Source organism: Terrihabitans soli, from assembly GCF_014191545.1.
In the GTDB taxonomy this organism is placed as follows: domain Bacteria; phylum Pseudomonadota; class Alphaproteobacteria; order Rhizobiales; family Methylopilaceae; genus Flaviflagellibacter; species Flaviflagellibacter soli.
In genome coordinates this window covers 1,760,020-1,785,685 of the sequence record NZ_AP023361.1, presented here as the reverse complement: position 1 = coordinate 1,785,685, position 25,666 = coordinate 1,760,020, and the positions used below count along the sequence as shown (strand labels likewise).

Annotated in this window: 18 protein-coding genes and 1 pseudogene; 13 read left to right on the top strand and 6 right to left on the bottom strand. The window is 62.9% G+C overall.

Translation table 11 applies throughout. The features are described from left to right. Positions 1-17 precede the first annotated feature (17 nt). Positions 18-2,687: an Rne/Rng family ribonuclease gene (locus IZ6_RS09190; protein WP_222874771.1), complete on the bottom strand. Its 2,670-nt coding sequence runs from the start codon at positions 2,685-2,687 to the stop codon at positions 18-20. 586 nt (positions 2,688-3,273) lie between these two features. On the opposite strand from IZ6_RS09190, the gene IZ6_RS09185 reads away from it, so the two are divergent. The 5 genes from IZ6_RS09185 (at position 3,274) to prfB (ending at position 9,221) form a co-directional block, all read left to right on the top strand. Further along, positions 3,274-4,473 carry an N-acetylmuramoyl-L-alanine amidase gene (locus IZ6_RS09185; RefSeq protein WP_222874770.1) on the top strand — a complete coding sequence of 400 codons (1,200 nt, stop codon included), beginning with the start codon at positions 3,274-3,276 and terminating at the stop codon, positions 4,471-4,473. A gap of 110 nt (positions 4,474-4,583) precedes the next feature. After that, a complete protein-coding gene (locus IZ6_RS09180; protein WP_222874769.1) occupies positions 4,584-7,064 on the top strand; it encodes a penicillin-binding protein 1A in 2,481 nt (826 codons plus the stop codon). A 506-nt stretch (positions 7,065-7,570) separates the two neighbouring features. Then, a complete protein-coding gene (locus IZ6_RS09175; protein WP_222874768.1) occupies positions 7,571-7,762 on the top strand; it encodes a hypothetical protein in 192 nt (63 codons plus the stop codon). A 24-nt stretch (positions 7,763-7,786) separates the two neighbouring features. Next, positions 7,787-8,011 carry a hypothetical protein gene (locus IZ6_RS09170; protein WP_222874767.1) on the top strand — a complete coding sequence of 75 codons (225 nt, stop codon included), beginning with the start codon at positions 7,787-7,789 and terminating at the stop codon, positions 8,009-8,011. Between the two features lie 78 nt (positions 8,012-8,089). Continuing rightward, positions 8,090-9,221 (top strand): peptide chain release factor 2 gene (prfB, locus tag IZ6_RS09165; protein ID WP_222874766.1). Its coding sequence is split into 2 segments (ribosomal slippage): positions 8,090-8,158 and positions 8,160-9,221, totalling 1,131 coding nucleotides; the frame shifts between segments, so codons are not numbered across the junction. On the opposite strand, the gene IZ6_RS09160 is transcribed toward prfB, so the two are convergent. After that, positions 9,218-10,294 carry a M23 family metallopeptidase gene (locus IZ6_RS09160; RefSeq protein ID WP_222874765.1) on the bottom strand — a complete coding sequence of 359 codons (1,077 nt, stop codon included), beginning with the start codon at positions 10,292-10,294 and terminating at the stop codon, positions 9,218-9,220. The genes prfB and IZ6_RS09160 overlap by 4 nt on opposite strands. Before the next feature lie 131 nt (positions 10,295-10,425). Further along, the gene (locus tag IZ6_RS09155) at positions 10,426-10,893 is read right to left on the bottom strand and encodes a peroxiredoxin (protein WP_222874764.1); all 468 of its coding nucleotides are present in this window, start codon (positions 10,891-10,893) and stop codon (positions 10,426-10,428) included. 116 nt (positions 10,894-11,009) lie between these two features. Here IZ6_RS09155 and IZ6_RS09150 point away from each other — a divergent pair, with 116 nt between their 5' ends. Next, on the top strand, positions 11,010-14,441 hold the full coding sequence (locus tag IZ6_RS09150; RefSeq protein WP_222874763.1) for a DUF3971 domain-containing protein: 3,432 nt from the start codon (positions 11,010-11,012) through the stop codon (positions 14,439-14,441). A gap of 7 nt (positions 14,442-14,448) precedes the next feature. Here the strand turns inward: IZ6_RS09150 and tyrS are convergent, their stop codons facing one another. Further along, a complete protein-coding gene (tyrS, locus tag IZ6_RS09145; protein ID WP_222874762.1) occupies positions 14,449-15,693 on the bottom strand; it encodes a tyrosine--tRNA ligase in 1,245 nt (414 codons plus the stop codon). A 136-nt stretch (positions 15,694-15,829) separates the two neighbouring features. Here tyrS and IZ6_RS09140 point away from each other — a divergent pair, with 136 nt between their 5' ends. The 3 genes from IZ6_RS09140 (at position 15,830) to IZ6_RS09130 (ending at position 19,034) form a co-directional block, all read left to right on the top strand. Further along, positions 15,830-16,240, top strand: a complete 411-nt coding sequence (locus IZ6_RS09140) for an endonuclease domain-containing protein (RefSeq protein WP_222874761.1) — start codon at positions 15,830-15,832, stop codon at positions 16,238-16,240. 27 nt (positions 16,241-16,267) lie between these two features. Next, positions 16,268-17,386, top strand: coding sequence for an anhydro-N-acetylmuramic acid kinase (locus IZ6_RS09135; protein WP_420825543.1), 1,119 nt, complete (start codon positions 16,268-16,270; stop codon positions 17,384-17,386). A gap of 91 nt (positions 17,387-17,477) precedes the next feature. Next, positions 17,478-19,034 (top strand): OpgD/OpgG family glucan biosynthesis protein, encoded by a 1,557-nt coding sequence (locus tag IZ6_RS09130; RefSeq protein WP_222874759.1) that lies wholly within the window; start codon positions 17,478-17,480, stop codon positions 19,032-19,034. 3 nt (positions 19,035-19,037) lie between these two features. On the opposite strand, the gene IZ6_RS09125 is transcribed toward IZ6_RS09130, so the two are convergent. Both IZ6_RS09125 and IZ6_RS09120 read right to left on the bottom strand, forming a co-directional pair. Continuing rightward, positions 19,038-19,985, bottom strand: a complete 948-nt coding sequence (locus IZ6_RS09125) for an AEC family transporter (RefSeq protein ID WP_222874758.1) — start codon at positions 19,983-19,985, stop codon at positions 19,038-19,040. An 18-nt stretch (positions 19,986-20,003) separates the two neighbouring features. Next, a complete protein-coding gene (locus tag IZ6_RS09120) occupies positions 20,004-20,654 on the bottom strand; it encodes an alpha/beta hydrolase (RefSeq protein WP_222874757.1) in 651 nt (216 codons plus the stop codon). A gap of 176 nt (positions 20,655-20,830) precedes the next feature. On the opposite strand from IZ6_RS09120, the gene IZ6_RS09115 reads away from it, so the two are divergent. From IZ6_RS09115 to sufD, 4 genes and pseudogenes are all read left to right on the top strand, one after another. Then, positions 20,831-22,000 carry a cysteine desulfurase family protein gene (locus tag IZ6_RS09115; protein ID WP_338054666.1) on the top strand — a complete coding sequence of 390 codons (1,170 nt, stop codon included), beginning with the start codon at positions 20,831-20,833 and terminating at the stop codon, positions 21,998-22,000. 87 nt (positions 22,001-22,087) lie between these two features. Continuing rightward, positions 22,088-23,569, top strand: coding sequence for a Fe-S cluster assembly protein SufB (gene sufB / locus IZ6_RS09110; protein WP_222874756.1), 1,482 nt, complete (start codon positions 22,088-22,090; stop codon positions 23,567-23,569). 46 nt (positions 23,570-23,615) lie between these two features. Then, complete coding sequence (gene sufC / locus IZ6_RS09105; protein ID WP_222874755.1) at positions 23,616-24,368, top strand: Fe-S cluster assembly ATPase SufC; 753 nt, start codon at positions 23,616-23,618, stop codon at positions 24,366-24,368. Further along, positions 24,368-25,662 (top strand): annotated as a pseudogene (sufD, locus tag IZ6_RS09100) (Fe-S cluster assembly protein SufD). The gene sufC and the pseudogene sufD overlap by 1 nt, the downstream one beginning before the upstream one ends. Positions 25,663-25,666 lie beyond the last annotated feature (4 nt).

Sequence of the window (25,666 nt, the reverse complement as noted above, 5' to 3'; positions counted from 1 at the left end):
TTTTCTCGTTCGGGCGCTTAGCCCTTCAGCCGGTTCCACCAGCCGGCGCGCTTCGGCTGTTCGGGCGGCGGCGTGGATTCGACGCGGCGGCGTGGTTTGGCCGGAGCGTCTTCCGCATCGTCTTCGCCTATTGCGGCGACGGGCGCGGGAGCCGGAGCCGCCTTCGCCGCAGCGGGCTTTGCTTCAGCCGGCTTGGCCTCAGCGGCAGGCGCTTCGTCCTCGTCATCCTCGTCATCCGCCGTATCCGGAATATCGCCTTCGCTCTGCGCGAATTCGACATCGCCGTCCTTCGGCGCGCCGTTGCGGTTGCGGTTGCGTCCGCCGCGGCGTCCGCGCCGGCGCGGGCGGCGGCCTTCAGCTTCGCTATCGCCTTCAGCGGTTCCGCTTCTCTGCGGCTTGTCGGTCATGATGGCGGCCGAGGCGGAGTCTTCGTCCGCTTCGATCACGCCGCCTTCGACATCGCCGGTCTCGGCCGTCTGCATCGGCCGGTCTTCCCGATCCTCACGGCCTTCGCCGCCGCGTCCGCGGCCGCGGCGCCTGCGGCGCCGGCGGCGGCGTCCGCCTTCGCTGTCGTCGCCTTCGGAACGCTCGCGTCCGGCACGCTCACCGCGCTCGGCGCGCTCCGCACGGACTTCGCCGCCTTCGGCGTTTTCCTCGCCGTCCTCGGCATCGTCGTCTTCGATTTCGGCATCGTCGATTTCATCGACCGGCACCGGCGTCAGTTGCGGTGCGATCGGCGTTCCCGTCGACGGCTCGCCGCGCTGAATGACGCAATGTTCGCCGACCGCCAGATGCTCATCGGAGATGAAGGTGATCTCGACGCCGAAGCGCGTTTCGATATCGCGCAGATGACCGCGCTTCTGGTTCAGAATGTAGAGCGCGACCGCATTGGTCGTGCGCACATTGATGTTGAAGCCCGAATTGCGCAGCAAATTCTCTTCGATGATACGCAGCACGTGCAGCGCAACCGACGGCACCGAACGCACGCGGCCGGAGCCCGCGCAGACCGGGCAGACATCCGAGGAGCTTTCGAGAACGCCGGTGCGGATGCGCTGGCGCGACATTTCGAGAAGGCCGAAATGCGAGATGCGTCCCACCTGGATGCGGGCGCGGTCGTGCTTCAAACAATCCTTGAGCCGCTTTTCGACGGCGCGGTTGTTGCGGTTCTCTTCCATGTCGATGAAGTCGACGACGATGAGGCCGGCAAGGTCGCGCAGGCGGAGCTGGCGGGAGACTTCTTCCGCCGCTTCCAGATTGGTCCGGAGCGCGGTGTCTTCGATATTGTGCTCGCGCGTCGAGCGGCCCGAGTTCACGTCGACGGCAACCAGCGCTTCCGTCTGGTTGATGACGATATAGCCGCCCGATTTCAGCGTGACGACGTTCGAGAACATCGCGTCGAGCTGCGCATCGATGCCGAAGCGCGTGAAGATCGGGATCTGGTCGCGGTAGAGTTTGACGTTCTTGGCATGGCTCGGGATGAGCATGCGCATGAAGTCCTTGGCCTCCTTGAAGGCGCCTTCGCCGGAGACGAGAACTTCGTCGATATCCTTGTTGTAGAGATCGCGGATCGCGCGCTTGACCAGCGAGCCTTCCTCATGGACGAGGGCAGGGGCGGTGGACTGCAGCGTGTTCTCGCGCACCGTCTCCCACAGACGCAGCAGATATTCGAAATCGCGCTTCACTTCCGCTTTTGTGCGGTTGGCGCCTGCGGTGCGCAGGATCACGCCCATGCCTTCCGGCACTTCGAGATCCTCGGCGATTTCCTTCATCTTCTTGCGGTCGGCCGCATTGGTGACCTTGCGCGAAATGCCGCCACCGCGCGCGGTGTTCGGCATCAGAACCGAATAGCGTCCGGCCAACGACAGATAGGTCGTCAGTGCCGCGCCCTTGGTGCCGCGTTCTTCCTTGACCGCCTGAACGAGCAGGACCTGGCGGCGCTTGATGACTTCCTGGATCTTGTAATGACGCATGCGGCGCGGTTCGCGACGCTGCGGCATCTCTTCTTCGACATTCGTTTCGGCGCCGACGGATTCGATCTCGTCTTTCGCCTCGTCGCGCACTTCGACGACATCGCCGGGAGCCGTTTCCGAACTGGTTTCGGATGTCCCGGCCGAGGCGGCGGCGTCGGCCGCGGCTTCTTCCTGAGCTTCCTGTTCGGCTTCGGCCGCTTCGCGCTCGGCTTCCTCTGCTTCTTCGGCAGCGGCGGCTTCGAGCTCCTCGGCGTCCTCGGCCTCGGTATCCTCCGTGCCTTCAGCGCCTTCGGAGTCTTCGGCGTTCAGCTCTTCGCTGACCGTCTCGCCCTTCGGAGCGTCCTTGGCCTTGCTGCCGCGTCCGCGGCGGCGGCGTCGGCCGCGGCCCTCGCGCTTTTCTTCTTCAGCCTCGTCGTCCTCGCGCGACTCGCGCTCTTCTTCGGCAAGCAGAGCCTGCCGGTCGGCGACCGGGATCTGATAATAGTCCGGATGAATTTCGCTGAACGCGAGGAAGCCGTGGCGGTTGCCGCCATATTCGACGAAGGCCGCCTGAAGCGACGGCTCGACGCGCGTGACTTTCGCTAGATAGATATTGCCGCGAAGCTGTTTGCGGTTTGCGCTTTCGAAATCGAATTCCTCGATCCGATTGCCGCTGCGCGCCACCACGACCCGGGTCTCCTCCGGATGGGCGGCGTCGATGAGCATCTTGTTCGCCATGTGAAACCTTTGATTCTGCGCCCGGCGCGGCGCAACGCGGCGGAGCTATGGTCTCCGCGCGGCATGGGGCCGGCGCCTCGGGCGCTATGTTGAGTGAATAGGATGTGCGAAATCATGGCCGTGAGGCGGGGTGCGCATGCGTCGGGGTTTGCCTGACCGCTCGCCATCTCCGCCTTCGACTCCAATCTGTCTGCCCGCTCGGGAGCAGGGGTATCGATAGGCTTGCCGGTGCATTTCGCCGGGCGCTGGGATGGCCTTGCCGCTCGCACCAGCCCGGGGGATCCGGCAGGACTGGACGGGCGCCTCTGGAAAGGCTCAATCCGGAACGATCCTCGCCAAAGCGCAGAGGGCAGGGCGACAGGACCGCGATCACGCATGGGCAAGGCCATAGGCCATGCACGCGCAAGCCGCTTTCCTTCATATAGAAAACCTGGTCTTTGACAAGCGGTTGTGTGACCCGGTTGAGACGCCGTGAGGTAGAAACCCTTGTCCTCCACAGGGTTGATGACATTGTGAATCCCCGGATCACGCGGTTTTGGCTAATGGCTTTAGTAATTTCGCGCGGGGTGAGGCGCCTTTGAGCCAAATGATGAGGATAGCGGCCCTGGCCGTCCTGATTCTCGCCGCCGCCCCGGCAGCGGCGCAAAAGGCTGACCTATTGGTCAGGGCTACGGGCACAAAGCTCGGGGGCGATCGGGCACGCACCACTCTGACCGTCGATCTCACAGGCCCGGCGCGGCCCCATATCTTCACTCTGGCCGACCCCTACCGGGTCATCATCGATTTGCCGGATGTCGTCTTCGGCACGGCGCCGCTCGCGCATGAGGAAAAGGGCCTCGTTTCGGCCTATCGCTACGGGCTGATCGCGCCGCGCCGCTCGCGCATCGTCATCGACACCAAGGAGCCGGTAAAAGCCGGCCACAGCTTCAGCGAGGCTGTTGGGGGACAGCCGGCCAAGCTCGTGATCGATCTGGCGGTCACGAGCCGCAGCGCCTTCCTGCAGGACATGCAGGAGAAGGCGCCGGCCGAACTGCCGCCGGCGCCCAAAGTCGTTGCGGACGAAACCGACAAAAGGCCCGTCGTCGTGATCGATCCCGGTCATGGCGGCATCGATACCGGCGCCAAGGGCGCGGGCGGCGAGGAAGAAAAGAACGTCGTTCTCGGCTTTGCCCATACGCTGGCCGCAAAGCTCAATGAGGCCGGCCGTTATCGCGTGGTCATGACGCGCGAGGACGACAGCTTCATTGCGCTCGCCGACCGGGTGAAAATCGCCCGCGAAAACGGCGCGCGGCTCTTTCTCTCCATTCACGCCGACAGCCTGGCCGATCCCTTCGGCGTCCGGGGGGCGACGGTCTATACGCTCTCCGAAACCGCCTCCGACGCCGAGGCGGCTCGCCTCGCCGAAAAGGAAAATCGCGCCGACATCATTGCCGGGGTCAATCTGACCGAAGAACCGGACGAGGTTGCGGATATCCTCATCGATCTCGCGCGGCGCGAAACGAAAGTCTTCTCCGTGCGTTTGGCCAACAACCTCGTCGGTTCCGCACGCAAGGCCATGCGCTTGAACAAGAATCCCCAGCGTTCTGCCGGCTTCCTCGTGCTCAAGGCGCCGGACGTGCCCTCGGTGCTGCTCGAACTCGGCTATATGACCAATAAGGAAGACCTCAATCTCATGCAGTCCCAGGACTGGCGCGACAAAGCCGCCGCCGCCCTGGCGCAGGCGATCGACGGCTTCTTCGGCCATCCTTCCACCGCTGGGGGAGGGGGCGGCTCCTCGGTCAATTAAAGGGCTGCGCACGCCCCACAAAATCCACAAAAGGCTTCCAAGCCGACATCTTCATCGCAGGGCCGTGCGCGGGCTTTCGCGGAACGATCTTTCGGGGACATATCGCGTTCATGCGCCTGCTTCTGCGTTTCTTCGGTTTCCTGTTCGCCACGGCCGCGATCCTCGGCCTCGTGGGTGCGGCCGGCGTCACAATCTTCATCTGGAAACTGGCGCAGGATCTGCCCGATCACGCGACGCTCGAAAAATACGAGCCGCCGATCATGACGCGTTTGCACGCGGTCGATGGCAGCCTCATCGCCGAATATGCCAATGAGCGGCGCCTGTTCCTGCCGATCCAGGCCGTGCCCGCTCAGGTCATCCAGGCGTTCATGGCGGCCGAAGACAAGAACTTCTTCAATCATGGCGGCATCGACGTCACCGGCATCGCGCGCGCCGTCCTCACCAATCTCGAAAATTACGGACGCGGCGTCCGTGCACAGGGCGCCTCGACCATCACCCAGCAGGTGGCGAAGAACTTCCTTCTGACGAACGAAGCGTCGATGGACCGCAAGATCAAGGAAGCCTTGCTCGCGGTGCGCATCGAGCAGACGTTTTCGAAAGAGAAAATTCTCGAGCTCTATCTGAACGAGATCTATCTCGGTCTCGGCAATTACGGCATCGCCGCCGCCTCGCTCAACTATTTCGACAAGTCCGTACACGAGCTGACGATCGAGGAGGCCGCCTATCTGGCGGCTTTGCCGAAGGGCCCGAACAATTACCATCCGTTCCGCAAGACGCAGGAAGCCATCGGTCGCCGCAACTGGGTGATCGACCGCATGGTCGACAACGGTTGGGTTTCGGCCGAGGACGGCGCCACGGCGAAGGCGAAGCCGCTCGGCGTCACCGCGCGCGCCTCGCAGGCGCATGTCTACACCGCGCAATATTACGCCGAAGAAGTGCGCCGCGTTCTTTATGAGAAGTATGGCGGCAACGGCCTTTACGATGGCGGGCTTTCGGTGCGCACCGCGCTCGATCCGAAGCTGCAGGAAATGGCCAAGAAGGCGCTGTCGAACGGTTTTGTGAAGTTCGACGAGGCGCGCGGCTGGCGCGGCGCCGTCAAGACGATCGAAGTGGGTGCGGATTGGGGCAAGGCACTTGCCGATGTTCCGGCGATGCACGACATCGCCTGGACGCTCGCGGTAGTGCTGTCGGTCGACGGCAATAATGTGCAGATCGGTCTGCAGCCCGGACGCGATGGCGCAGGCGCCATTCTGGCCGAGCGCGTCACCGGCACAATCCCGGCCGACGGCATGAAATGGGCGCAGCGTTGGGCAAGCGGCGCCGAGAAACCCACAGACGGCCGCAAAGGCATCCTGGCTGCCGGCGATGTCGTTTATGTCGATCCGCTGAAGGACAAAGACGGCAAGGAAAAGCCCGGCGAATACCGGCTGCATCAGCCGCCGGAAATTTCCGGCGCGATCTGCGTCATGGATCCCTATACCGGCCGCGTGCTCGCGCTGGTCGGCGGCTTTTCCTACGACCAGTCCGAATTCAACCGCGCGACACAGGCGCTGCGTCAGCCGGGTTCGAGCTTCAAGCCATTCATCTACGCCGCCGCGCTCGACAACGGCTATACGCCGTCCTCCGTCGTGCTCGATGCGCCCATCGAAGTTGCGCAGGGTGCGGGCCTCGATGTCTGGCGTCCGGAAAACTATTCGGGCGAATTCTACGGCCCGCAGACGTTGCGCTTCGGTATCGAAAAATCGCGTAACGTCATGACGGTGCGCCTCGCCCAGGACATGGGCATGCCCATCATCTCCGAATATGCGCGCCGCTTCGGCGTCAATGATGATCTGCCGCCTTTCCTGTCGATGGCGCTCGGCGCCGGCGAAACGACGCTGCTGAAAATGGTGGCCGGCTATTCGATGTTCGCCAATGGCGGCAAGAAGGTTACGCCCTCGCTGATCGACCGCGTGCAGGACCGGTATGGACGCACGGTCTACAAGCACGATGAGCGCGAATGCCAGGGATGCCGCGCAACAGACTGGCGCGGCCAGCAGCCGCCGACGCTCGTCGATCATCGCGAGCAGGTGCTCGATCCGCTGACCGCCTATCAGATCACCTCGATGATGGAAGGCGTCGTCCTGCGCGGCACGGCGACGGTTCTGCGCCAGGTCGGAAAGCCGATCGCCGGCAAGACCGGCACGACAAACGATTACAAGGACGCCTGGTTTGTCGGCTTCTCGCCCGATCTCGCGGTCGGCGTTTATGTCGGTTACGACAAGCCGCGCGCTATGGGACGCGGCACGACGGGCGGCGAGCTTGCCGCGCCCATCGTCGGCGATTTCCTCAAAGAAGCTCTCGCCGACAAATCTCCGGTTCCGTTCCGCGTGCCGCCGGGCATCAAGCTCGTGCGCATCAATCCGGCGACGGGCATGCGCGCTGCGCCCGGCGACCAGAAGGTCATTCTCGAAGCCTTCAAGCCGGGTACCGCGCCGCCCGACAGCTATTCGATCATCGGCTATGGCGGCGATTACGGCGGGCAGGGCTACAATGTTCAGCAGCCCGGCGCTCCGCCCGGCGTCCGCACCGGCACCGGCGGCCTCTATTGAGGCGGCTCGCCGTATGGACGCTCCTCGCGGCGCTGATCGCGGCGGTGCCTGTCTGTGCGGACGAACCTGGAATTTCTCCTTTGCCGCCGGCGGCCGCGCCCAAAGAGGCTCCGGCCTCCGCGCCCCCGCCTGCAGAGGGTAGCCTCGATGCGCTGATGAAGGCCGATCCGGCCTGTCAGGCTTTCACCAATGAGTGCGAGATCTGCCGGCGGAGCGAAGCGGGCGCCGCTCAATGCTCCACCCCGGGTGTGGCGTGTCAGCCCAAATCCTGGCGTTGCTCCAAGTAACCTCTCGTATTCCGATATCGTCAGTTATCTCAACAACTTAAATTGGGTGTGTCGGCAATCCCACATATCGGCATTTTCCGGATATTTCTGCGTTGTCAATTTGACCACAAGTCAAAACCTGTGGATAAGTAACGACAGATGCGGTGTTGGTTCTGATTTTCCGTGGAACGGGGGGATTTCCCGGAAAAATAGGATTTGTGGGTTCGGGGGGACCTGACAATGCCGTTCAAGCTTCGCAGCGCGCTGGCGCTCAGCACGTTCCTTGCGGTCCCGGGAAACGGCACCGCCTTTGTCCAAGCCCTCAATGGGACGGGCGACATCTCCCCCGCCTACAATTTCGAAATCGGCTTCGAGCGCGCCCGCGGCGAAACCGTGCATGTCGGCCGCGCCGGCATGCAATCGACTTATTGAATACTGAACAGGTGAAAAAAAGTAATGCGTAACCTGTTCATCCTCGCCCTGCTCGCCGGTGTCCTTACGACGCTTGGCGGGCAGGCGCGTGCGGAGCAGCCGGCGGCTGTCGGGGGACTGGCCGCGTCCGAGTCTGCTCCGCGTTCTTCATCGCATTCGCGTGACGCGTCTGCGATGTTCTACAAACTCCCGGTATCGACCGGGCCTGTCGCCCACACGCCGGCCGTGCCCGGCACCATCGCCGGCTAAGAGCCGCCTATCGCAGAGGTTTACAGGGCGCGCGGAACTCCCTAGGTTCCCGCGACTTTTGAGAACCCCGAGCGATTCATGCGCGCCGAAATTACCGCCCTTGTAGAAGAGCTTAAGCAGTCTGTCGGGCTGCTGAGGAGGCATCTTTGACTGGGATACCGCCAATAACCGCCTGCGCGAGCTGAACGCGCTCTCCGAAGATCCGACCCTGTGGGACGATGCCGACCGCGCGCAGAAGCTGATGCGCGAGCGCACCGATCTCGAGACCCGCATCGAGAACATCAAGCGGCTCGAACAGGAATTGTCCGACAATATCGAGCTGATCGAACTCGGCGAAGCCGAGAACGATCAGGGCGTCATCGGCGAAGCGGAGGCGGCCATCAAGGGGCTCGCCGCGGAAGCCGCCAAACAGCAGATCGAAACCCTTCTGTCCGGCGAAGCCGACGGCATGGATACATATCTCGAAGTCCATTCCGGTGCCGGCGGCACCGAGAGCCAGGACTGGGCGGAGATGCTGCTGCGTATGTACACAAGATGGGCCGACCGGCGCGGCTTCAAGGTCGAACTCGTCGGACGCCAGGAAGGCGAGGGCGCGGGCATCAAGGGCGCGACGCTGATCATCAAGGGCAAAAACGCCTATGGCTGGCTGAAGACCGAAAGCGGCGTGCATCGCCTTGTCCGCATTTCGCCGTTCGATTCCAATGCGCGCCGGCAGACCAGCTTTGCCTCTATCGACGTCTATCCCGTCGTTGACGACCGCATCACGATCGAGATCGACGAGAGCCAGGTGCGCGTCGATACGATGCGATCCGGCGGCGCCGGCGGCCAGCACGTCAACAAAACCGAATCCGCCGTGCGCCTGACGCATATTCCGACCGGCATTGCCGTCGTGTCCGAAGGCGACCGCTCACAGCACAAAAACCGCGCCACCGCCTGGAACATGCTGAAAGCGAAACTCTACGAGGCCGAATTGAAGCGGCGCGAAGAGAAGGCGATGGCCGAGCAGGCGGCGAAAACCGATATCGGCTGGGGCCATCAGATCCGCTCTTACGTTCTGCAGCCCTATCAGATGGTCAAGGATCTCAGGACCGGCGTCACCTCGTCCGATCCGGATGCGGTGCTGGATGGCGCGCTCGATCCTTATATGGAAGCGGCTCTCGCCCAGCGCGTTTATGGCGGCGGGCCGGACAGCGTCGACGACGTCGATTAATCGGCGATCGCGCTGGCGGCTTTCAGGAAACGCACGGGATTGAGCGCCGTGTCGTCGCGCCGCGTTTCATAATGCAGGTGCGGGCCGGTCGAGCGGCCGGTCGAGCCGACAAATCCGACAACATCTCCGGCCTCGATCTCGTCGCCGGTTTTGACGGCGATGCGCGACAGATGCGCATAGCGCGTCGAATAGCCGTGATCGTGCTTCACTTCGACCATCAGGCCATAGCCGCCATTCCACTCGGCGGAGGTGACGGTGCCCGACGCCGTGGCGCGGGCCGGTGCGCCGGGAGCCGCTTCAAGATCGACGCCGCTATGGAAGGCAAGGCCGCCGACGAACGGATCGGTGCGGTTGCCGAAGCCCGATACCGTGCGCAGCTCGGGCAGCGGCTTGCCGACGGGCACGCGGCTTAAGCCCTGGCGCAGGAGATCGGTTTCGCGCGCGGTCTCGGTCAGTTGGTCGGCATCGCCCTGCGACGAGCCGCCGAGGCCGAAGGGCAGATAAAGTCCGCCCATGCCGGCTTTCACCGGGGCCTGGGGCTGCAGGCCGAGCGAGGCATAGACATCGGTGAGCGCCGTCCGCTTCTGCTCGAGGCGTGTCTGCATGACGGCGATCTTGTGTCGCTGATCGGTTTCGATGGCGTCGTAGCGTGCGTTGAGTTCGGCGACGCTGCCGCGCGCCGGCGTCGCGCGCGATTCCTGCAAAGGCTCGGTGCGCAGGCGCAAGCCTCCGTCGAGGTCTTCGCCTTCGGTCGGTGCGCCGAACCGCGACAGCACGCTCTGGCGCTTTTCGACCTCGGCCTGACGTTCGGCGAGCGTGCCGAGCTCCGAGGCGAAAGTCTCGCGCTCGACCAGAAGCTGGCTGTTGACCCGCTCATAATCGTCGCGCAGGCGCGCGATCTCGGAACGCGAGGCGCGCTCGGTGGTCGTGTGGCGCGAGACGAGCTGCATCAGGAACTCGTCCCGGAACAGGGCATAGCTCGTCGTCGCCCCCGACCAGCCGAGAAGGGCAAGGCCCGAAAGACCAAGAAGCGCCGCGAGAATGGGATTGAGCTCGATGCGGAGCGGCTGCATGCGCCGCCGGACGACGGCAAACCGCCGCGGCCGTTCACCGGGGTGAGGGGCAGGCGGCACCGGACTGCGCCGCACGGGCGATAGGGGCTCCATGCCGCCCTTGATGCCCGTTCATGGTTAACGTCCCGTGACTAAAGGGCCTTTGCCGCTTCCAGCACCTCTTCGGCATGCCCTTTTACAGAGACCTTTGGCCAGATCCGGGCAATTTTCCCCTCCCGGTCGATCAGCAGGGTGGTCCGCTCGATCCCCATATATTTGCGGCCGTAGAGCTGTTTCTCGACCCACAGGCCATAGGCCTCAAGGACCGCCCGATCCTCGTCCGAGACAAGGGGGAAATCGAGGCCATGTTTGGCCTTGAACCGATCATGCTTCTTGGGCGAATCGGCGGAGAAGCCGATGAGTTCAGTATCGGCCGCCTGAAAGCTCTTGCGCAGGCCGTTAAAGGCAATGGCTTCCTGTGTGCAGGTCGGCGTGTCGTCCTTCGGGTAGAAATACAGGACGGTTTTCCGCCCTTTCAGGTCCTTCAGGCGCAGCCTCCCGCCGCCATCCGTCGGCAGGTCGAAATCGGGTGCGGGCAACCCTGTTTGGAGCTTTGTCACATGCCGTCCTTTCGTCTTATTCCTAGGGACTGTGGGGGGATGAGTGAACCGTTTCCGTCAGCTGCGCACCGGCAAAGCGCGCAGCGCGGGACGTTTGGGAAGAGACCGGGGAGGCCATGCCCGAGCAGGGGGGAGAGCGCCGCATTCTAGGGCGCGCTAGTCGCGTTCGCCATCCGCGTCCGAAAGGCGCGGGCGGTGGCGGCGTGCGTGCCTGGTTCCGGCGCCGCTCAGGTCTGCAGCGCGCCGGCATCTATACTTTTGCCGGTCTGTTGCTCGCCGCCATCGGTCTGTTTGCGCTTCTTCTGTCGCCTTTCACCTCGATGATGGTGACGCCGCGCATTGCACGCGCCATCGAGGCGCAGCTCGGTCCCGGCTATCAGGTCAATATCGGCGGCAGCCGCGTCGATGTGACGGCCAATGGCCTCGATCTGAAATTCGACGGTTTCGAAATCTCCGATCCTGGCGGCATGCTTGTGCTCGGCGTGCCGAGCGCGGCGATCGCGCTCGACGGCAATCTTCTCGTCACGCAGCAGGTCACGCTCCGCCGCATTCGCCTGACGCAGCCGCAGCTCACCGTGCGCATCGAAACCTCCGGCCAGGTGGCGCTTGCCGGCACCGAAGGCGGCCCGCCGCTTTTCAGCCTGCCGGCCTCCGATGTGCCGCAGGCCGCGCCCGCCGAAGTGTTCGGCTTCCTTGCGGCGGCCGATGCGCTGCTCAAGAAAGACGGTCCGCTCGCCAATTTCGAACTTGCGGAAATTCTCAGCGGCAACATCACTATCGACGATCAGCGCCGTGGCCGCGTCGAGCGCGTCGAAGGCGTCGATGTGCGCATCCAGCGCGGCAAGAACGGCGCGCTGACGGCAAGCGCCTCATCTGCGGCGGTGCGCGAACGTTGGGCCGTCAGCGCCACTTTGTCGGGCGAGGCCGGCGGCGAGCGCAATTTCGATCTCGGTTTCGACAATCTCTCGATCAGCCGCATCGCCTATGAGCTCGCGCGCAAAAATCAGCTGATCGATTTTGACGGGCGGCTCTTCGGCCACGTCTACGCCAAGCTCGACGGCAAGGGCATGGTGCCCGCCGCGGAAGCCCGGGTCGATGTGGTCGGATTCAGCGCCGTCGATCTTGAGAATACCGACGGGCGTATGGATATCGAGCGCACGCAGGTGCAGCTTTCATGGAGCGCGCGCGAAAACCGCCTCAAGATCACCGAAATTGAAATTGCGCCCGGCAGTTCGCGTTTCAAGCTTGGCGGCTATGCGCGCCCCGACGCGAATTTCGATGAATGGGAATTTGCGCTGGCGGGCGATGAGCGCACCATGCCGGGCGCCGATCCCGCAACGCATGCGCTGCGCTTCGACCGCATTGAGGTTTCCGGCCTGGTGAAACGTTCGACGAAAACGCTGGCTTTGGACAAGATGGCCGTTCAGGGACGCTCGCTGTCGGTTGCGGGCTATGCCCAGCTCGATTTTTCGGGCGAAAAGCCGATCGCCGATTTGGCGCTGGCCGGCTCACGCTCTCCGATTGCCGCCATCGTCCGCGTCTGGCCCGGCCTTGTCGCGCCCGGCACCCGCAAATGGATCGGCGAGAATGTGCGGGGCGGCATGGTGGAGAATATAACCATCGCCATGCGCGGGCCGCTCGGCGGGAAGATGCTGCCGCGCAAAGTGGCGCTCGATATGAACTTCTCCGGCGCCACCATCGAATATCTCGACGATACGCCGCCCGCCATCGATGCGCATGGAACTGTACGCATCGTCGACCAGACGATGGAAACCATCGTCAATGGCGGGCGCGTCGAGCTTCCCGGCGCCGATCCGCTGTCGATTGCCGGAACGCGCTTCGCGACGAAGGATCATCGGCCCAATCCCTTTGCCGGGGAGTTATCGACCGTGATCGAAGGTCCGGTGGCCTCTGTCGGCGCGCTGATGTCCTCGCCGCGCCTTGCGCGTATGGCGCCGGGTGTCGCGCCTCTGATGCGCGGCAACGGCACGGTGCAGATCGCGCTTGGCCTTAACGGCCCCTATGGCAAGAATGCCGATTTGTCGAAGCTTGTCCTGCGCATCAATGCAGGCCTTTCCGGCTGGTCGATGCAAAAGGCCGTCGGCAAGCGCGATATCGACAACGGCAATTTCACCCTGACTATCGATCCGTCGACCGCCAATCTGCGCGGCGAGCTGCGTCTGTCCGGTGCGCCGATTGCAGTCGAAGCCATTCTGAACCGCACGCCCGACAACAAGCTCGCCGATACGATCGTCCGCTTCTCGCTCGATCCTTCGAAAATGAAGGATTTCGACAATGAGGCGCTGCGTATCGCAGGTCCCATCTCGGCCGAACTTGTACAGACCGCGCCGGGCGTTCTGGCCAATTCCCGCATGCGCGCCGATCTTACGTCGGCGGCCGTCGAAGGGCCGGTCGGCCTTGCCAAGGCGGCCGGTGCGCCGGGGCAGGTCAGCTTCACCATCCAGCCGCATGACGATAGCTGGCGGCTCGAGAACTTCGTGGCGCAAGGTAGCGGCATCGATATCAAAGGCGCGGTCGATCTCGCCAAGACGGGCGGTTTGGCGGCTGCGCAGTTCTCGCGCTTTGCGGTGAGCCCGGGCGACGATACCAAGCTCGACGTGTCGAAAAACGGCAATGCCTACAAGATCGTGATGCAGGGCGGCTCGTTCAACGCGCAGCCGATCATCAAGGACGTGACGACCGGCGCACCGGAAAAGCGGGGACTCGATATCGATGTCGAGGCCAAGCTCGGCACCGTCATCGGCGGCAATGGTGAAACCATGTCCGGCGCCGATTTCAAGATGAGCCGCCGCAGCAACACGACGCGCAGCATCTACATCGCCGGCCAGATCGGCAATGGCGTCATCGAAGCGCGCTCGGCGGGCGATGATGCGCAGCGTGTGATCAGTATACGCGCCGGCGATGCCGGTGCGGTCCTGCGTTTCATCAATCTGTATAAGCGCATGAAAGGCGGCGTACTGACGCTCGACGTGACGCCCGGCGAGACGAGCAGCGGCAAGGTCCGCGTTCAGAACTTCCAGGTCGTCGGCGATGAAAAGCTGACCATGGTCGCCAGCAACAGCAACGGCAACAACAATAGCACCAGCAGCAGGCCCGATCAGCGCGCGCAGGGCCAGACGCAGACCTTTACCCGCATGGAGTCGAAATTCCGTATGGGCGGCGGGCGCATTTTCGTCGACGATTTCGAGGTCTATGGAAATGAGCTCGGCGCGACGATGGGCGGCGAGATCAATTATGTGCAGGACAAAGTCGGCCTCAGCGGCACATTCGTTCCGGCCTATGCGCTGAACAACCTCTTCGGCAAAGTGCCGGTCTTCGGCGCGCTGCTCGGCGGCGGCTCGAGCGGTGGCCTTGTCGGCATCACCTTCGCGATCGACGGCGCATGGTCGAACCCGCAAATGCGCGTCAATCCGCTCTCCGCCGTTGCGCCGGGCTTCCTGCGCAAGATTTTCGAGTTCCGCAATCAGAACCCGGGCACGACAGGTTCCGCGCAGCCTCAGTCGCCGCAGCAGCAGAAAAATCGCTGACGGGTAATCAGGCTTTCGGTTTCAGGAGGATGTGACGCTTCTTGCCGAGCGACAGCTTGATCGTGCCCTCCTTCAGGTCGGATGTTTTCAGAACCGCCTTGTCGTCGGTGACGGTCTGATCGTTGACCTTGAGGCCGCCGCCTTTGATCTGACGCCGGGCATCGCCGTTTGAATCGACGAGACCCGCAGTGACAAAGGCCGTGAGCACGCCGATCCCGGCCTCGAGCTCGGACGAGGCGATCTCGACGCTCGGAAGGTTCTCGGACAGCGCACCTTCCTCGAAGGTCTTGCGCGCCGTTTCCGCCGCCTGTTCGGCCGCAGCCTTGCCGCGCACGAGTGAGGTGATCTCGGTCGCAAGCCGCTTTTTTGCGTCGTTGATGTTGCCGGCGATCAGCTGATCGATTTCGTTGAGCGGAATATCGGTGAAAAGGCGCAGGAATTTTGCGACGTCGTCGTCTTCGACGTTCCGCCAGTACTGCCAGAAATCGTAGCCGGACAGCATGTCCTCGTTCAGCCACACGGCGCCCTGAGCGGTCTTGCCCATCTTTGCGCCGGAGGCGGTCGTCAGCAGCGGGCAGGTCAGTCCGTACAGTCCGGCGCCGTGGAGCCTGCGGCCGAGATCGATGCCGTTGACGATGTTGCCCCATTGATCCGAGCCGCCCATCTGCAAGCGGACGCCGCGCGTCTTCGCAAGCTCGGCGAAATCATAGGCCTGCAGGATCATGTAATTGAATTCGAGGAACGACAGCGGCTGATCGCGCTCGAGACGCAGTTTCACCGAGTCGAAGGTCAGCATGCGGTTGACCGAGAAATGGCGGCCGACATCGCGCAGCAGCGGGATATATTTCAGCTCGTCCAGCCACTCGGCATTGTTGACCATCACGGCGTCGGTCGGGCCGCTGCCGAAGGTCAGGAAGTTTTCAAACACGCGTTTGATGGACGCGATGTTGTTGCCGATGATCTCGTCGGTCAGCAGTTGGCGCGCTTCGTCCTTGCCGGACGGATCGCCGACCTTTGTCGTGCCGCCGCCCATCAGAACGATGGGCTTGTGCCCCGCCTGCTGCAGCCGGCGCAGCATCATGATCCCCATCATATGGCCGACATGCAGGCTCGGGCCCGTGGCGTCGAAGCCAATATAGGCCGTGACCGGGCCTTCCAGGGCGAGCTTGTCCAGCCCCTCGGGGTCCGAGATCTGATTGATATAGCCGCGCTCCGCGAGGAGCTTCAGGAAGGGGGAGCGATAGTTGGTCATCAGGTATGGGTGCTGGCGTGAGGAAGGGGCCCCCTGTAACAGGTTCGGACGGAGATTTCACGCCCGGCTAAGACCAGGGCGGTAACCCTCCCTCTCCCCGCGGGCGGGGAGAGGGGTGGGGTGAGGGGGAGCTTCCTTGCGAGAGGCCGATCTCAATAAAACGGCGCGATCCCGGGCTTTGCGCGGATCGATGACGGATGCCGAGCGGAAGTTCTGGAGCCGGGCGCGCAATCGAGGATTTTTCGGTCTGAAATTCGTTCGGCAGGAGCCGATCGGGCCATACTTTGCGGACTTTGCCTGCCGCGAGCTACGGCTCGTCGTCGAGATCGATGGCAGCCAGCACATGTCTAGCGCGCGGGACCGCGTCCGAGACGCGTTTCTGGAATCGAGCGGATATCGTGTAGTCAGGTTCTGGAACAACGATGTTCTGACGAACATCGAAGGGGTTTTCGAGGCGCTGCAGAAAACTGTCGGCGAACTCGCCCCTCACCCGGATCGCTCTTCGAGCGATTCCGACCTCTCCCCGCAGGCGGGGAGAGGTGATTAGGAGGCGACATTGAGGGCTATCGGGTTGATGAGCGGGACCTCGCTCGACGGGGTGGACGCCGCCCTGATCGAGACCGACGGGGAGGCCATTGAGGCTTTCGGCCCGAGCCTTTACCGGCCCTATTCGGAGGCCGAGCGGGGCCTTTTGCGGGCGGCTCTCGCGGCCGGCACTGAGATCACCGAGCGCTCTGACCGGACGGGTATTCTCGGCGAGGCCGAGACGCTGATCAATCAAAGCCATGCCGAGACGGTCGAGAATCTCCTGAAAATGGCGGGTGTGCGCCCGAGCCATGTCGATGTCGTCGGCTTCCACGGCCAGACCGTCATTCATAAGCCGGCGATCAAGCTCACCGTGCAGCTCGGCGACGGGCCGTGGCTTGCCGAGCGGCTCGGCATCGCGGTCGTCCACGACATCCGTGCTGCGGATATCGAAGCGGGCGGACAGGGCGCGCCGGTCGTGCCCGTCTTTCACCGCGCGCTTGCGGGAGCCGGCAAACTGCCGGAGCCCGCGGCGATCCTCAATATCGGCGGCGTTGCCAATGTTACCTGGGTCGGGCCGGGAGGAGACTTGAATGCCTTCGACACCGGTCCCGGAAATGCGCTGCTCGACGATCTCATGCGCGCGCGCAACGGCCAGGAATTCGACAAGGACGGCGAAATCGCGCGCCGCGGCACGACCGATAAATCCGTTCTCTATGCGCTTCTGACCTCGGATTTCTTTGCCAAAAAGCCGCCGAAAAGCCTCGACCGTTTTCACTTTCATGAAAAGGCGCTGACGGCCGTCGCGCATCTGTCGACCGAAGATGCGGCCTCAACACTTGTCGATTTTACCGCGGCGACGATCGCGCTGTCGGTGCAGCATATGAAGGAAGCGCCCAAACGCTGGGTCGTCGCCGGCGGTGGCGCGCGCAATCTTGCCATTCTTGCGGCATTACGCGAGCGCATTGCCGTACCGGTATCGACCGCCGAGGATATGGGCTGGTCCATCGATGCCCTGGAAGCGCAGGCTTTCGCATATCTTGCCGTGCGCAGCCTCAAGGGTCTGCCCAATACCTATCCCTCGACCACGGGCGTACCTACGCCGGTTTCGGGCGGCGTGCTGGCCGGGCCGAAATCGTCCTCCGGAAATCGCATGGCTGTTCGTTAAAATCCGAACGAAAGCCGGTCTTGACCTTCGGCCTTGGCGCCCAACAATCCCCGCAGAAGAAAGACTTTAAGCCCTATTTGCGGTTGGGTTCATGACGGATTTCTCGCGCCGGGACGCATTGGCGCTTCTGGCGGCATTCGGACTTGCGGGCCCCTTTGCAAAGGGCGCGCGCGCCGACGATGGCCTCGCATTTGCGGCGCCGCGACCGTTTTCCTTTGACACTCTCATCGAGGGTGCAAAGCGCCGCGCCGGCGATGTGTACAAGCCGCCGCAGAGCAAAGGCGCCCAGATCCTCGCCAAGATCGATTACGACCAGCACAACAAGATCCGCTACCGGCTTGATCGCGCGCTCAAGGTGAATGGGGGAAAGTCCCGCGTTGCGCTGTTTCATCCAGGCGCTCTGTTTCCGCTGCCGGTCGGCATGCATCTCGTCGACGGCGGCTCATCGCGTGAACTGACCTATCGAAGCGATTATTTCGACATGCCGGACGACAGCCCGGCCAAACAGCTTCCCGGCGATATCGGTTTTGCCGGTTTTCGCGTCATGGGTGCGGACACCGAACGCGATTGGCTGGCTTTCCTCGGCTACGCCTATTTCCGCTCCTCGGGCGAACTCGATCAGTTCGGCCAGTCGGCGCGGGCGCTTGCCATCGATGTCGCGATGCCGACGCCGGAAGAGTTTCCGCGCTTTACCGACTTCTATTTCGCGCCGTCGCAGGATGGCGATCTCACGATCTATTGCAGCCTCGACAGCCCGCGGGTCACCGGGGCTCTGCGTATGGACATGATCAAGAACGGGACTGTGGTCATGGACATATCGGCGCGCTATTTCGCGCGCGAAGACATCGCCCGTTTCGGCATTGCGCCTTTGACCTCGATGTTCTGGTTTTCGGAGGCCAATCGCGAACGTGGCGCCGACTGGCGGCCGGAGGTGCACGACACGGATGGCCTCAGTATCTGGACCGGCGCGGGCGAGCGGCTCTGGCGGCCGCTGAACAATCCCGACCGGGTGATGACGTCGAGCTTTGCGGACGAGAACCCCAAGGGGTTCGGTCTGATGCAGCGCGACCGCAATTTCGAAAACTACGAAGACGACGGCGTCTTCTATGAAAAACGCCCGAGCGTCTGGATCGAGCCGAAAGGGCAGTGGGGCCGCGGCCAGGTGCAGCTTGTCGAAATTCCGACCGACGATGAGATCCACGACAACATCGTTGCCTATTGGCTCGCCGAAAAGCCGGTGAAGCGCGGCGATGCGATGGCGCTCGATTACAAACTTACCTGGGCGAAGGACGAACCGCATCCCGCGAGCGTCGGCCATGTCATCGCAACGCGCATCGGCCGCGGCGGCATTCCCGGTCAGCCGCGCCCGCCGGGCGTGTTCAAGCTCGTCGTCGATTTCGCCGGCGGGCCGATCTCGAGTCTCGCCAAGCAGGGCGAACCGGTGGAAGCCGTGGTGACGGCGTCGTCCGGTGTGATCTCGAATATCAGCTGCTACGCCAACAAGGCTGAAGACAGCTGGCGCGCGCTGTTTGATCTGACGCCCGCAAACGGCGATCCGTGCGAGCTGCGTCTCTTCCTCAAGAAAGACGGCGTGCCGCTGACCGAGACCTGGCTCTATCAGTTCCTGCCGCCGCGGCGGACGGGCTGATCTCTATCCGGCATGGCCGGTGAGACAGAGGATCGCGGCGAGAGTGACGACGCTCGCGAGCGTCGAATAAAGGATCGTGTTGGCGGTGATCGCAGATCCGCGCTTGTAATATTGCGCCAGCATAAACGGTCCCGTGCCGGTCGGCAGCGCCGCGAGGAGGATCGTCAGATCCGCGATCTCTTTCGGCATCGGGAAGACATGATAGCTCAGTACATAAGCGAGCGCCGGCACGAGGATCAGCTTCAGCACCGTCAGCAGCGCGATATCGGATACCGGGCTCGTGTCGCCGTCTTCGCGGTCGTCGGCCATGAAGGTGCCGAGTGCAACGAGCGCGCAGGGGCTCGCGGCCGCGCCGAGAAGATCGATAAGCGTGCCGAAGCCTTTCGGCATCTCGAGCCCTGACACGGCAAAGAGCGCGCCGAGTACGGGCGAGATCATCAGCGGGTTTTTGACGAGAGACAGCGTGACGGCACGGATCATGGGACCTGCACGCTTTTCCTCGCGCACATCGATCTCGAGCAGAACGAGCGTTGCGCCGAAAAACAGGCAGACGGTGACGATGGCCGAGATGGTGACCAGCGGGTAGCTTTGCGGCCCGAAGACGAGAAGGCCGAGCGGAAAGCCCATATAGCCGGAGTTCGGATAGGAGGCGTTGAGCGCGTCCATGCCGGCTTCGCCAAGGCCACGCCTGCGCAAGCGCAGGGCAAAGGTGATGACGAAGACGATGACGCAGGCGAGCGTGAACGCGAGCGCGCCATAGGCGGAGGCTGCGAACTCGTCCCAGTTCGCCCCGGCCGTGATGTCGAAGAAGAGTGCGGGAAGGCCGAGCCAGACGACGAAGCGGTTAAGCTCCGAGGTCGCGGCGGCGGAGAAGATATTCGTGCGCCGGCAGAGATAGCCGGCGAGCACGAGACCGAAAATGGGAAGGACGACCGACAGTGTCGCCGACATGTCGGTACGTCCTCAAGATCAGGCTGCGTTGACCTTGGCGAGGCGCTTGTCGAGATAAGCGCCGCAGGTCTTCAGCAGCACATCGGTCTTGCCGTCGAAGAAGTGGTTGGCGCCCGGGATGATCTCCTGATCGATCACGATGCCGCGCTGGGTCTTCAATTTGTCGACCAGCGCCTGCACGTCTTTCGGCTGCGCGACGCGATCGCTATCGCCGTGCACGATGAGGCCGGACGAGGGGCAGGGCGCAAGGAAGGTGAAGTCGAACTTGCCGGCCGGCGGTGCGACGGAGATGAAGCCCTCGACTTCCGGACGGCGCATCAGAAGCTGCATGCCGATCCAGGCGCCGAACGACACGCCCGCGACCCAGCAGGCGCGCGCATCGGGATTGATCGACTGCACCCAATCGAGAGCCGCCGCCGCGTCCGAGAGTTCGTCCTGGCCGTGATAGATTCCCTGGCTGCGGCCGACGCCGCGGAAATTGAAACGCAGAACCGAAAAGCCGCGCTCCGCGAACATGTAATAGAGCTGGTAGACGATCGGATTGTTCATCGTCCCGCCGAACTGCGAATGCGGATGCAGCACGATGCCGATGGGGGCGTTCTTCTGCTTTGCCGGATGAAAACGGCCTTCGAGACGGCCGGTCGGCCCGGCGAAAATGACTTCAGGCATAGGTATTTGGTCTCTTTCGGGGGCGCGCTGCACCCCGGTCTTCGGCTGGACGCCGGTCTGGCCAAAGTGCTAGAATTATTCTAACAGTTTCGCCGCCCTTCGGGGCGGCAGGCCGCACTCATATCATGCTGGGCGGTCCGGGGTGCAAGTTCATCCTGCTGTGTGACTTTGAGACCATGATGGCAGACCGGATCTATCTCGATCACAACGCGACCTCCCCTGTGCGGCCCGAAGCCGCCCGGGCGGTTGCGCGTGCGTTGATTTCTGGCGGCAATCCGTCCTCGGTCCACAGCGAAGGCCGTAAGGCTCGGGGAATCCTAGAGAAATCCCGTGAAGCGGTGGCCGCCCTCGTCGGCGCCGAAGCCAAAAATGTTACTTTTACTTCGGGTGCCACCGAGGCCCTGAACCTTGCTCTGACCCCCGGCCTCAGGGCCGGCAAGGACGCGCGGCCGTGGCATCTCTTCGTCTCGTCCGTCGAGCATCCGGCGGTGCTGAACGGGCACGGTTTTGCCGCTGAAAAGGTGACGATTCTGCCGGTCTCGGCCGCGGGAATCCTCGATCTTAAAGTTCTCGGACAAGCGCTTGATTCGCATACGGAATCGCGCCCCCTTCTGGCCCTCCAGCTGGCCAATAGCGAAACCGGGGTCATCCAGCCGGTGAAGGACGCTGCCGATCTCGTCCATGCTCGCGGCGGTCTTCTGGTCTGCGATGCCGTTCAGGCGGCAGGCCGCATCCCGGTCGATATCAAAGCGCTCGGCGCCGATCTCATTGTTTTGTCGGCTCATAAGCTCGGCGGTCCGGCCGGGTCCGGTGCGCTGATCCGCGCGTCCGACACCATTCAGACCGAGGCCCGGATCCGCGGCGGCGGCCAGGAAAAGAGCGCGCGGGCCGGAACGGAAAATCTTGCGGGAGCGGCGGGTTTTGCGGCGGCGGCGGAAGCCGCCCTTCAGAGCCTTGAAGAAGAAGCTGCTCGGCTGACGAGCCTCCGCGAGCGGTTTGAGGCGGGCCTCAAGACCCTCGATCCGAACGTCACGGTTTTCGGCGCCGCCGCAGCGCGCCTGCCGAACACGATTTCCTTTGCTTTCCAGGGCACTAGCGCCGAGACCTCGCTGATCGCGCTCGATCTTGCGGGTTTTGCCGTATCGAGCGGCTCGGCCTGCTCCTCGGGCAAGGTCAAACCGTCCCATGTGCTTGAAGCCATGGGCGTTAGCCCCGACATATCAAAGGGAATGCTGCGCGCCAGCTTCGGCTGGACAACCTGCGACAGCGATATCGACCAATTTCTCGGAGCGCTGCCGCGTCTCCGTGCTAACAGTCCCGCAGTTGGAAAGGTTCTAGCTGCTTAAGTCACGTGTTCCACGGGTCAAACTGGGGAATGCGCAACATCGACCCCGAACCCGCGGTCCTTGAAACCGCTGTGGAAGGAGAGGTTCATGCCGGCCGTCCAGGAGACGATCGATCAGGTACGTCAGATCGACGTCGACCAGTACAAGTACGGTTTTGTCACCGACATCGAGTCCGAAAAGGCCCCGAAGGGTCTGAACGAGGACATCGTCCGTTTCATTTCCGCCAAGAAAAACGAGCCAGCATGGCTGCTGGAATGGCGTCTCGATGCCTATCGCCGCTGGCAGACCATGCGCGAGCCGACCTGGGCGAAGGTCGAGTACGAGCCCATTGCGTATAACGACCTCTATTATTATTCGGCGCCGAAAAGCTCGCCGGGTCCGAAAAGCCTCGACGAGGTCGATCCGGAGCTTCTGCGTACTTACGAGAAGCTCGGCATTCCGCTGCGCGAGCAGGAAATCCTCGCCGGTGTCGAGCGCCCCGAAGGCGAGCGCCGCGTCGCGGTCGATGCCGTGTTCGATTCCGTTTCGGTCGCAACGACGTTCCAGAAAGAGCTCGCGGAAGCCGGCGTGCTGTTCATGCCGATCTCGGAAGCCGTCCACAAACATCCCGAACTGATCAAGAAATATCTCGGCTCGGTCGTGCCGGTGACGGATAATTTCTTTGCGACGCTGAATTCGGCCGTCTTCTCCGACGGCTCGTTCGTCTATGTGCCGCCGGGCGTCCGCTGCCCGATGGAGCTGTCGACTTACTTCCGCATCAACGAGAAAAATACCGGCCAGTTCGAGCGCACGCTGATCATTGCCGACAAGGGCTCTTACGTCAGCTATCTCGAAGGCTGCACCGCGCCGATGCGCGATGAGAACCAGCTGCATGCGGCGGTCGTCGAACTCGTTGCGCTGGAAGGCGCCGAGATCAAATATTCCACCGTCCAGAACTGGTATCCGGGCGATGCCGAAGGCAAAGGCGGCATCTATAACTTCGTTACCAAGCGCGGCGATTGCCGCGAGGCGAATGCGAAGATTTCGTGGACGCAGGTCGAAACCGGCTCCTCGATCACCTGGAAATATCCGAGCTGCATTCTGCGCGGCGACAACACCGTCGGCGAGTTCTACTCGATCGCGATTTCGAACGGCATGCAGCAGGTCGACAGCGGCACCAAGATGATCCATCTCGGGCGCAACACGACCTCGAAGATCATCTCGAAGGGCATTGCCGCCGGCAAATCGCAGAACACCTATCGCGGCGCCGTCTCGGCCCACCGCAAGGCGAAGAACGCGCGCAACTTCACCAACTGCGACAGTCTTCTGATCGGCGATCAGTGCGGCGCACACACGGTGCCGTATATCGAGGCCAACACATCGACGGCCAAGATCGAGCACGAGGCGACGACGTCGAAGATCGCCGAAGACCAGATGTTCTACTGCCAGCAGCGCGGTCTTTCCTCCGAGGAAGCAGTCGCGCTGATCGTCAACGGCTTCGTCAAGGAAGTGCTGCAGCAGCTTCCGATGGAGTTTGCGGTCGAAGCGCAGAAACTGATCGCCGTGAGCCTCGAAGGCTCGGTCGGCTAATCCCGTTCGGCGCCTCTCGCGCCTTCAATATTCAAGAGAGACTGAAATGCTTTCGATCAAGAACCTCCACGCCCGCATCGAAGATAACGGGCAGGAAATCCTCAAGGGCCTCGATCTCGAAGTTCCGGCCGGTCAGGTGCATGCGATCATGGGGCCGAACGGCTCCGGCAAATCGACTTTGTCTTATGTGCTCGCGGGCAAGCAGGACTACGAAGTCACTGACGGCACGGTCGAACTCGACGGTGAGGACATTCTTGAGCTCGGTGCTGACGAGCGCGCCGCCAAGGGCGTATTCCTTGCCTTCCAGTATCCGCTCGAAATTCCGGGCGTCGGCACGATGACCTTCCTGAAGGCAACGCTCAATGCGCAGCGTAGAGCCCGCGGCGAAGGCGAAGTGTCAGTTCCGGAATTCATGAAGCTTGTGAAGAAGGGCGCAGACGATCTCGGCATCTCGCAGGACATGCTGAAGCGCGCGCTCAATGTCGGCTTCTCCGGCGGCGAAAAGAAGCGCAACGAAATTCTGCAGATGGCGCTGCTGCAGCCGAAACTCGCAATTCTCGACGAGACGGATTCGGGCCTCGACATCGACGCGCTGAAGGTCGTTTCAGAAGGCGTCAACAAACTGCGCTCGCCGGACCGTTCCTTCGTCGTCATCACGCACTATCAGCGCCTTCTCAACTACATCAAGCCGGACGTCGTCCACGTGATGTCGAAGGGCCGCATCGTCCGCTCCGGCGGGCCGGAGCTTGCGCTCGAGCTTGAGAAGAAGGGCTATGCCGAATACGGGGAGGCCGCCTGATGTCGGCTGTCGTTCGCCCGGTCAAGACCGCGGCCGAGAACGCCCTTGTCGAACAGTTCACCGCCGTCAAGGCGAAGCTGCCCGGCAATAAGGATGCGCGCGAAACCGCGTTCGCCGCGGTTGTCGAGGGCCTGCCGCACCGCCGTATCGAGGACTGGAAGTACACCGATCTGCGCGCCCTGATGAAGGATGCGAAGCCGCTTGCCGCCATTCCTGGCAAGCCCGCGATCGAGGATGCGAAGAAGGCGGTGCCCTTTGCCGATCTGAAGGCGCCGACCTTCCTCTTCGTCAACGGCGCGCTGGCACAGGAGCCGAAACTCCCCAAGGGAGTCGAGGCTGTCTCGCTGGCGAAGGCTTACGCCGAGAACCACAAGCTGCTGTCGCGCTTCGGTGAAGCGGGTGCGCCGCAGGACAATGCGGCGATCGCGCTCAATACCGCTTTCGTCAGCGACGGCGTGCTGCTGACGGTCGCGGAAGGCACGAAGGTCGATCAGCCGATCCATCTTGCTTTCGTCCAGACGGGTTCGGGTCATGCCGCCTATGCGCGCGTTCTGATCGTGGTCGAGGAGGGCGCGGAAGTGACCTTCGTCGAAAGCCATACCGGCAAGGGCGCACATCAGACGAACACCTATGTCGAACTGATCGCCGGCGATGCCACGAAAGTCACCGCGATCAAGCTGCAGGACGAAGATCTTGCGGCGCAGCATCTGGCGACTTTCGCCATCAAGCTCGGCGCGGAAGCCGATCTCACCACGGTTGCCATCGCGCGCGGCGCTTCGCTCGCGCGCCAGCAGCTGCATTTGTACTTCGAGGGCGACAATTCGAAAGCGGGCCTGCACGGCATTTCGCTGTCGGGGGCAAGCGCCATCTCGACACGACACTCTTTGTTGATCACGCCAGCTTCGGCTGCGAGAGCCGCGAACAGTTCAAGCAGGTTCTGACGGATGAAAGCCGCTCGGTGTTCCAGGGCAAGATCCTGGTCCGCCAGAACGCGCAGAAGACCGACGGCCGCATGATGATGCGTGCGCTGATGCTGTCGGAAGGCTGCGAAGCCGATCTGAAGCCCGAACTCGAAATCTATGCCGACGATGTGCAGTGCGCCCACGGCGCGACCTGCGCGGCGCTGGAAGAAGATTATCTGTTCTATCTCATGGCGCGCGGCATTCCGAAGGCGGAAGCCGAGGCCATGCTGATCGAAGGTTTTGTCGGCGAAGTGCTCGACGCCGTCGAAAACGATGTGTTGAAGAACGATCTGACCGCGGTCACCAATCAGTGGCTGCGCGTGCGGGACTAATCCT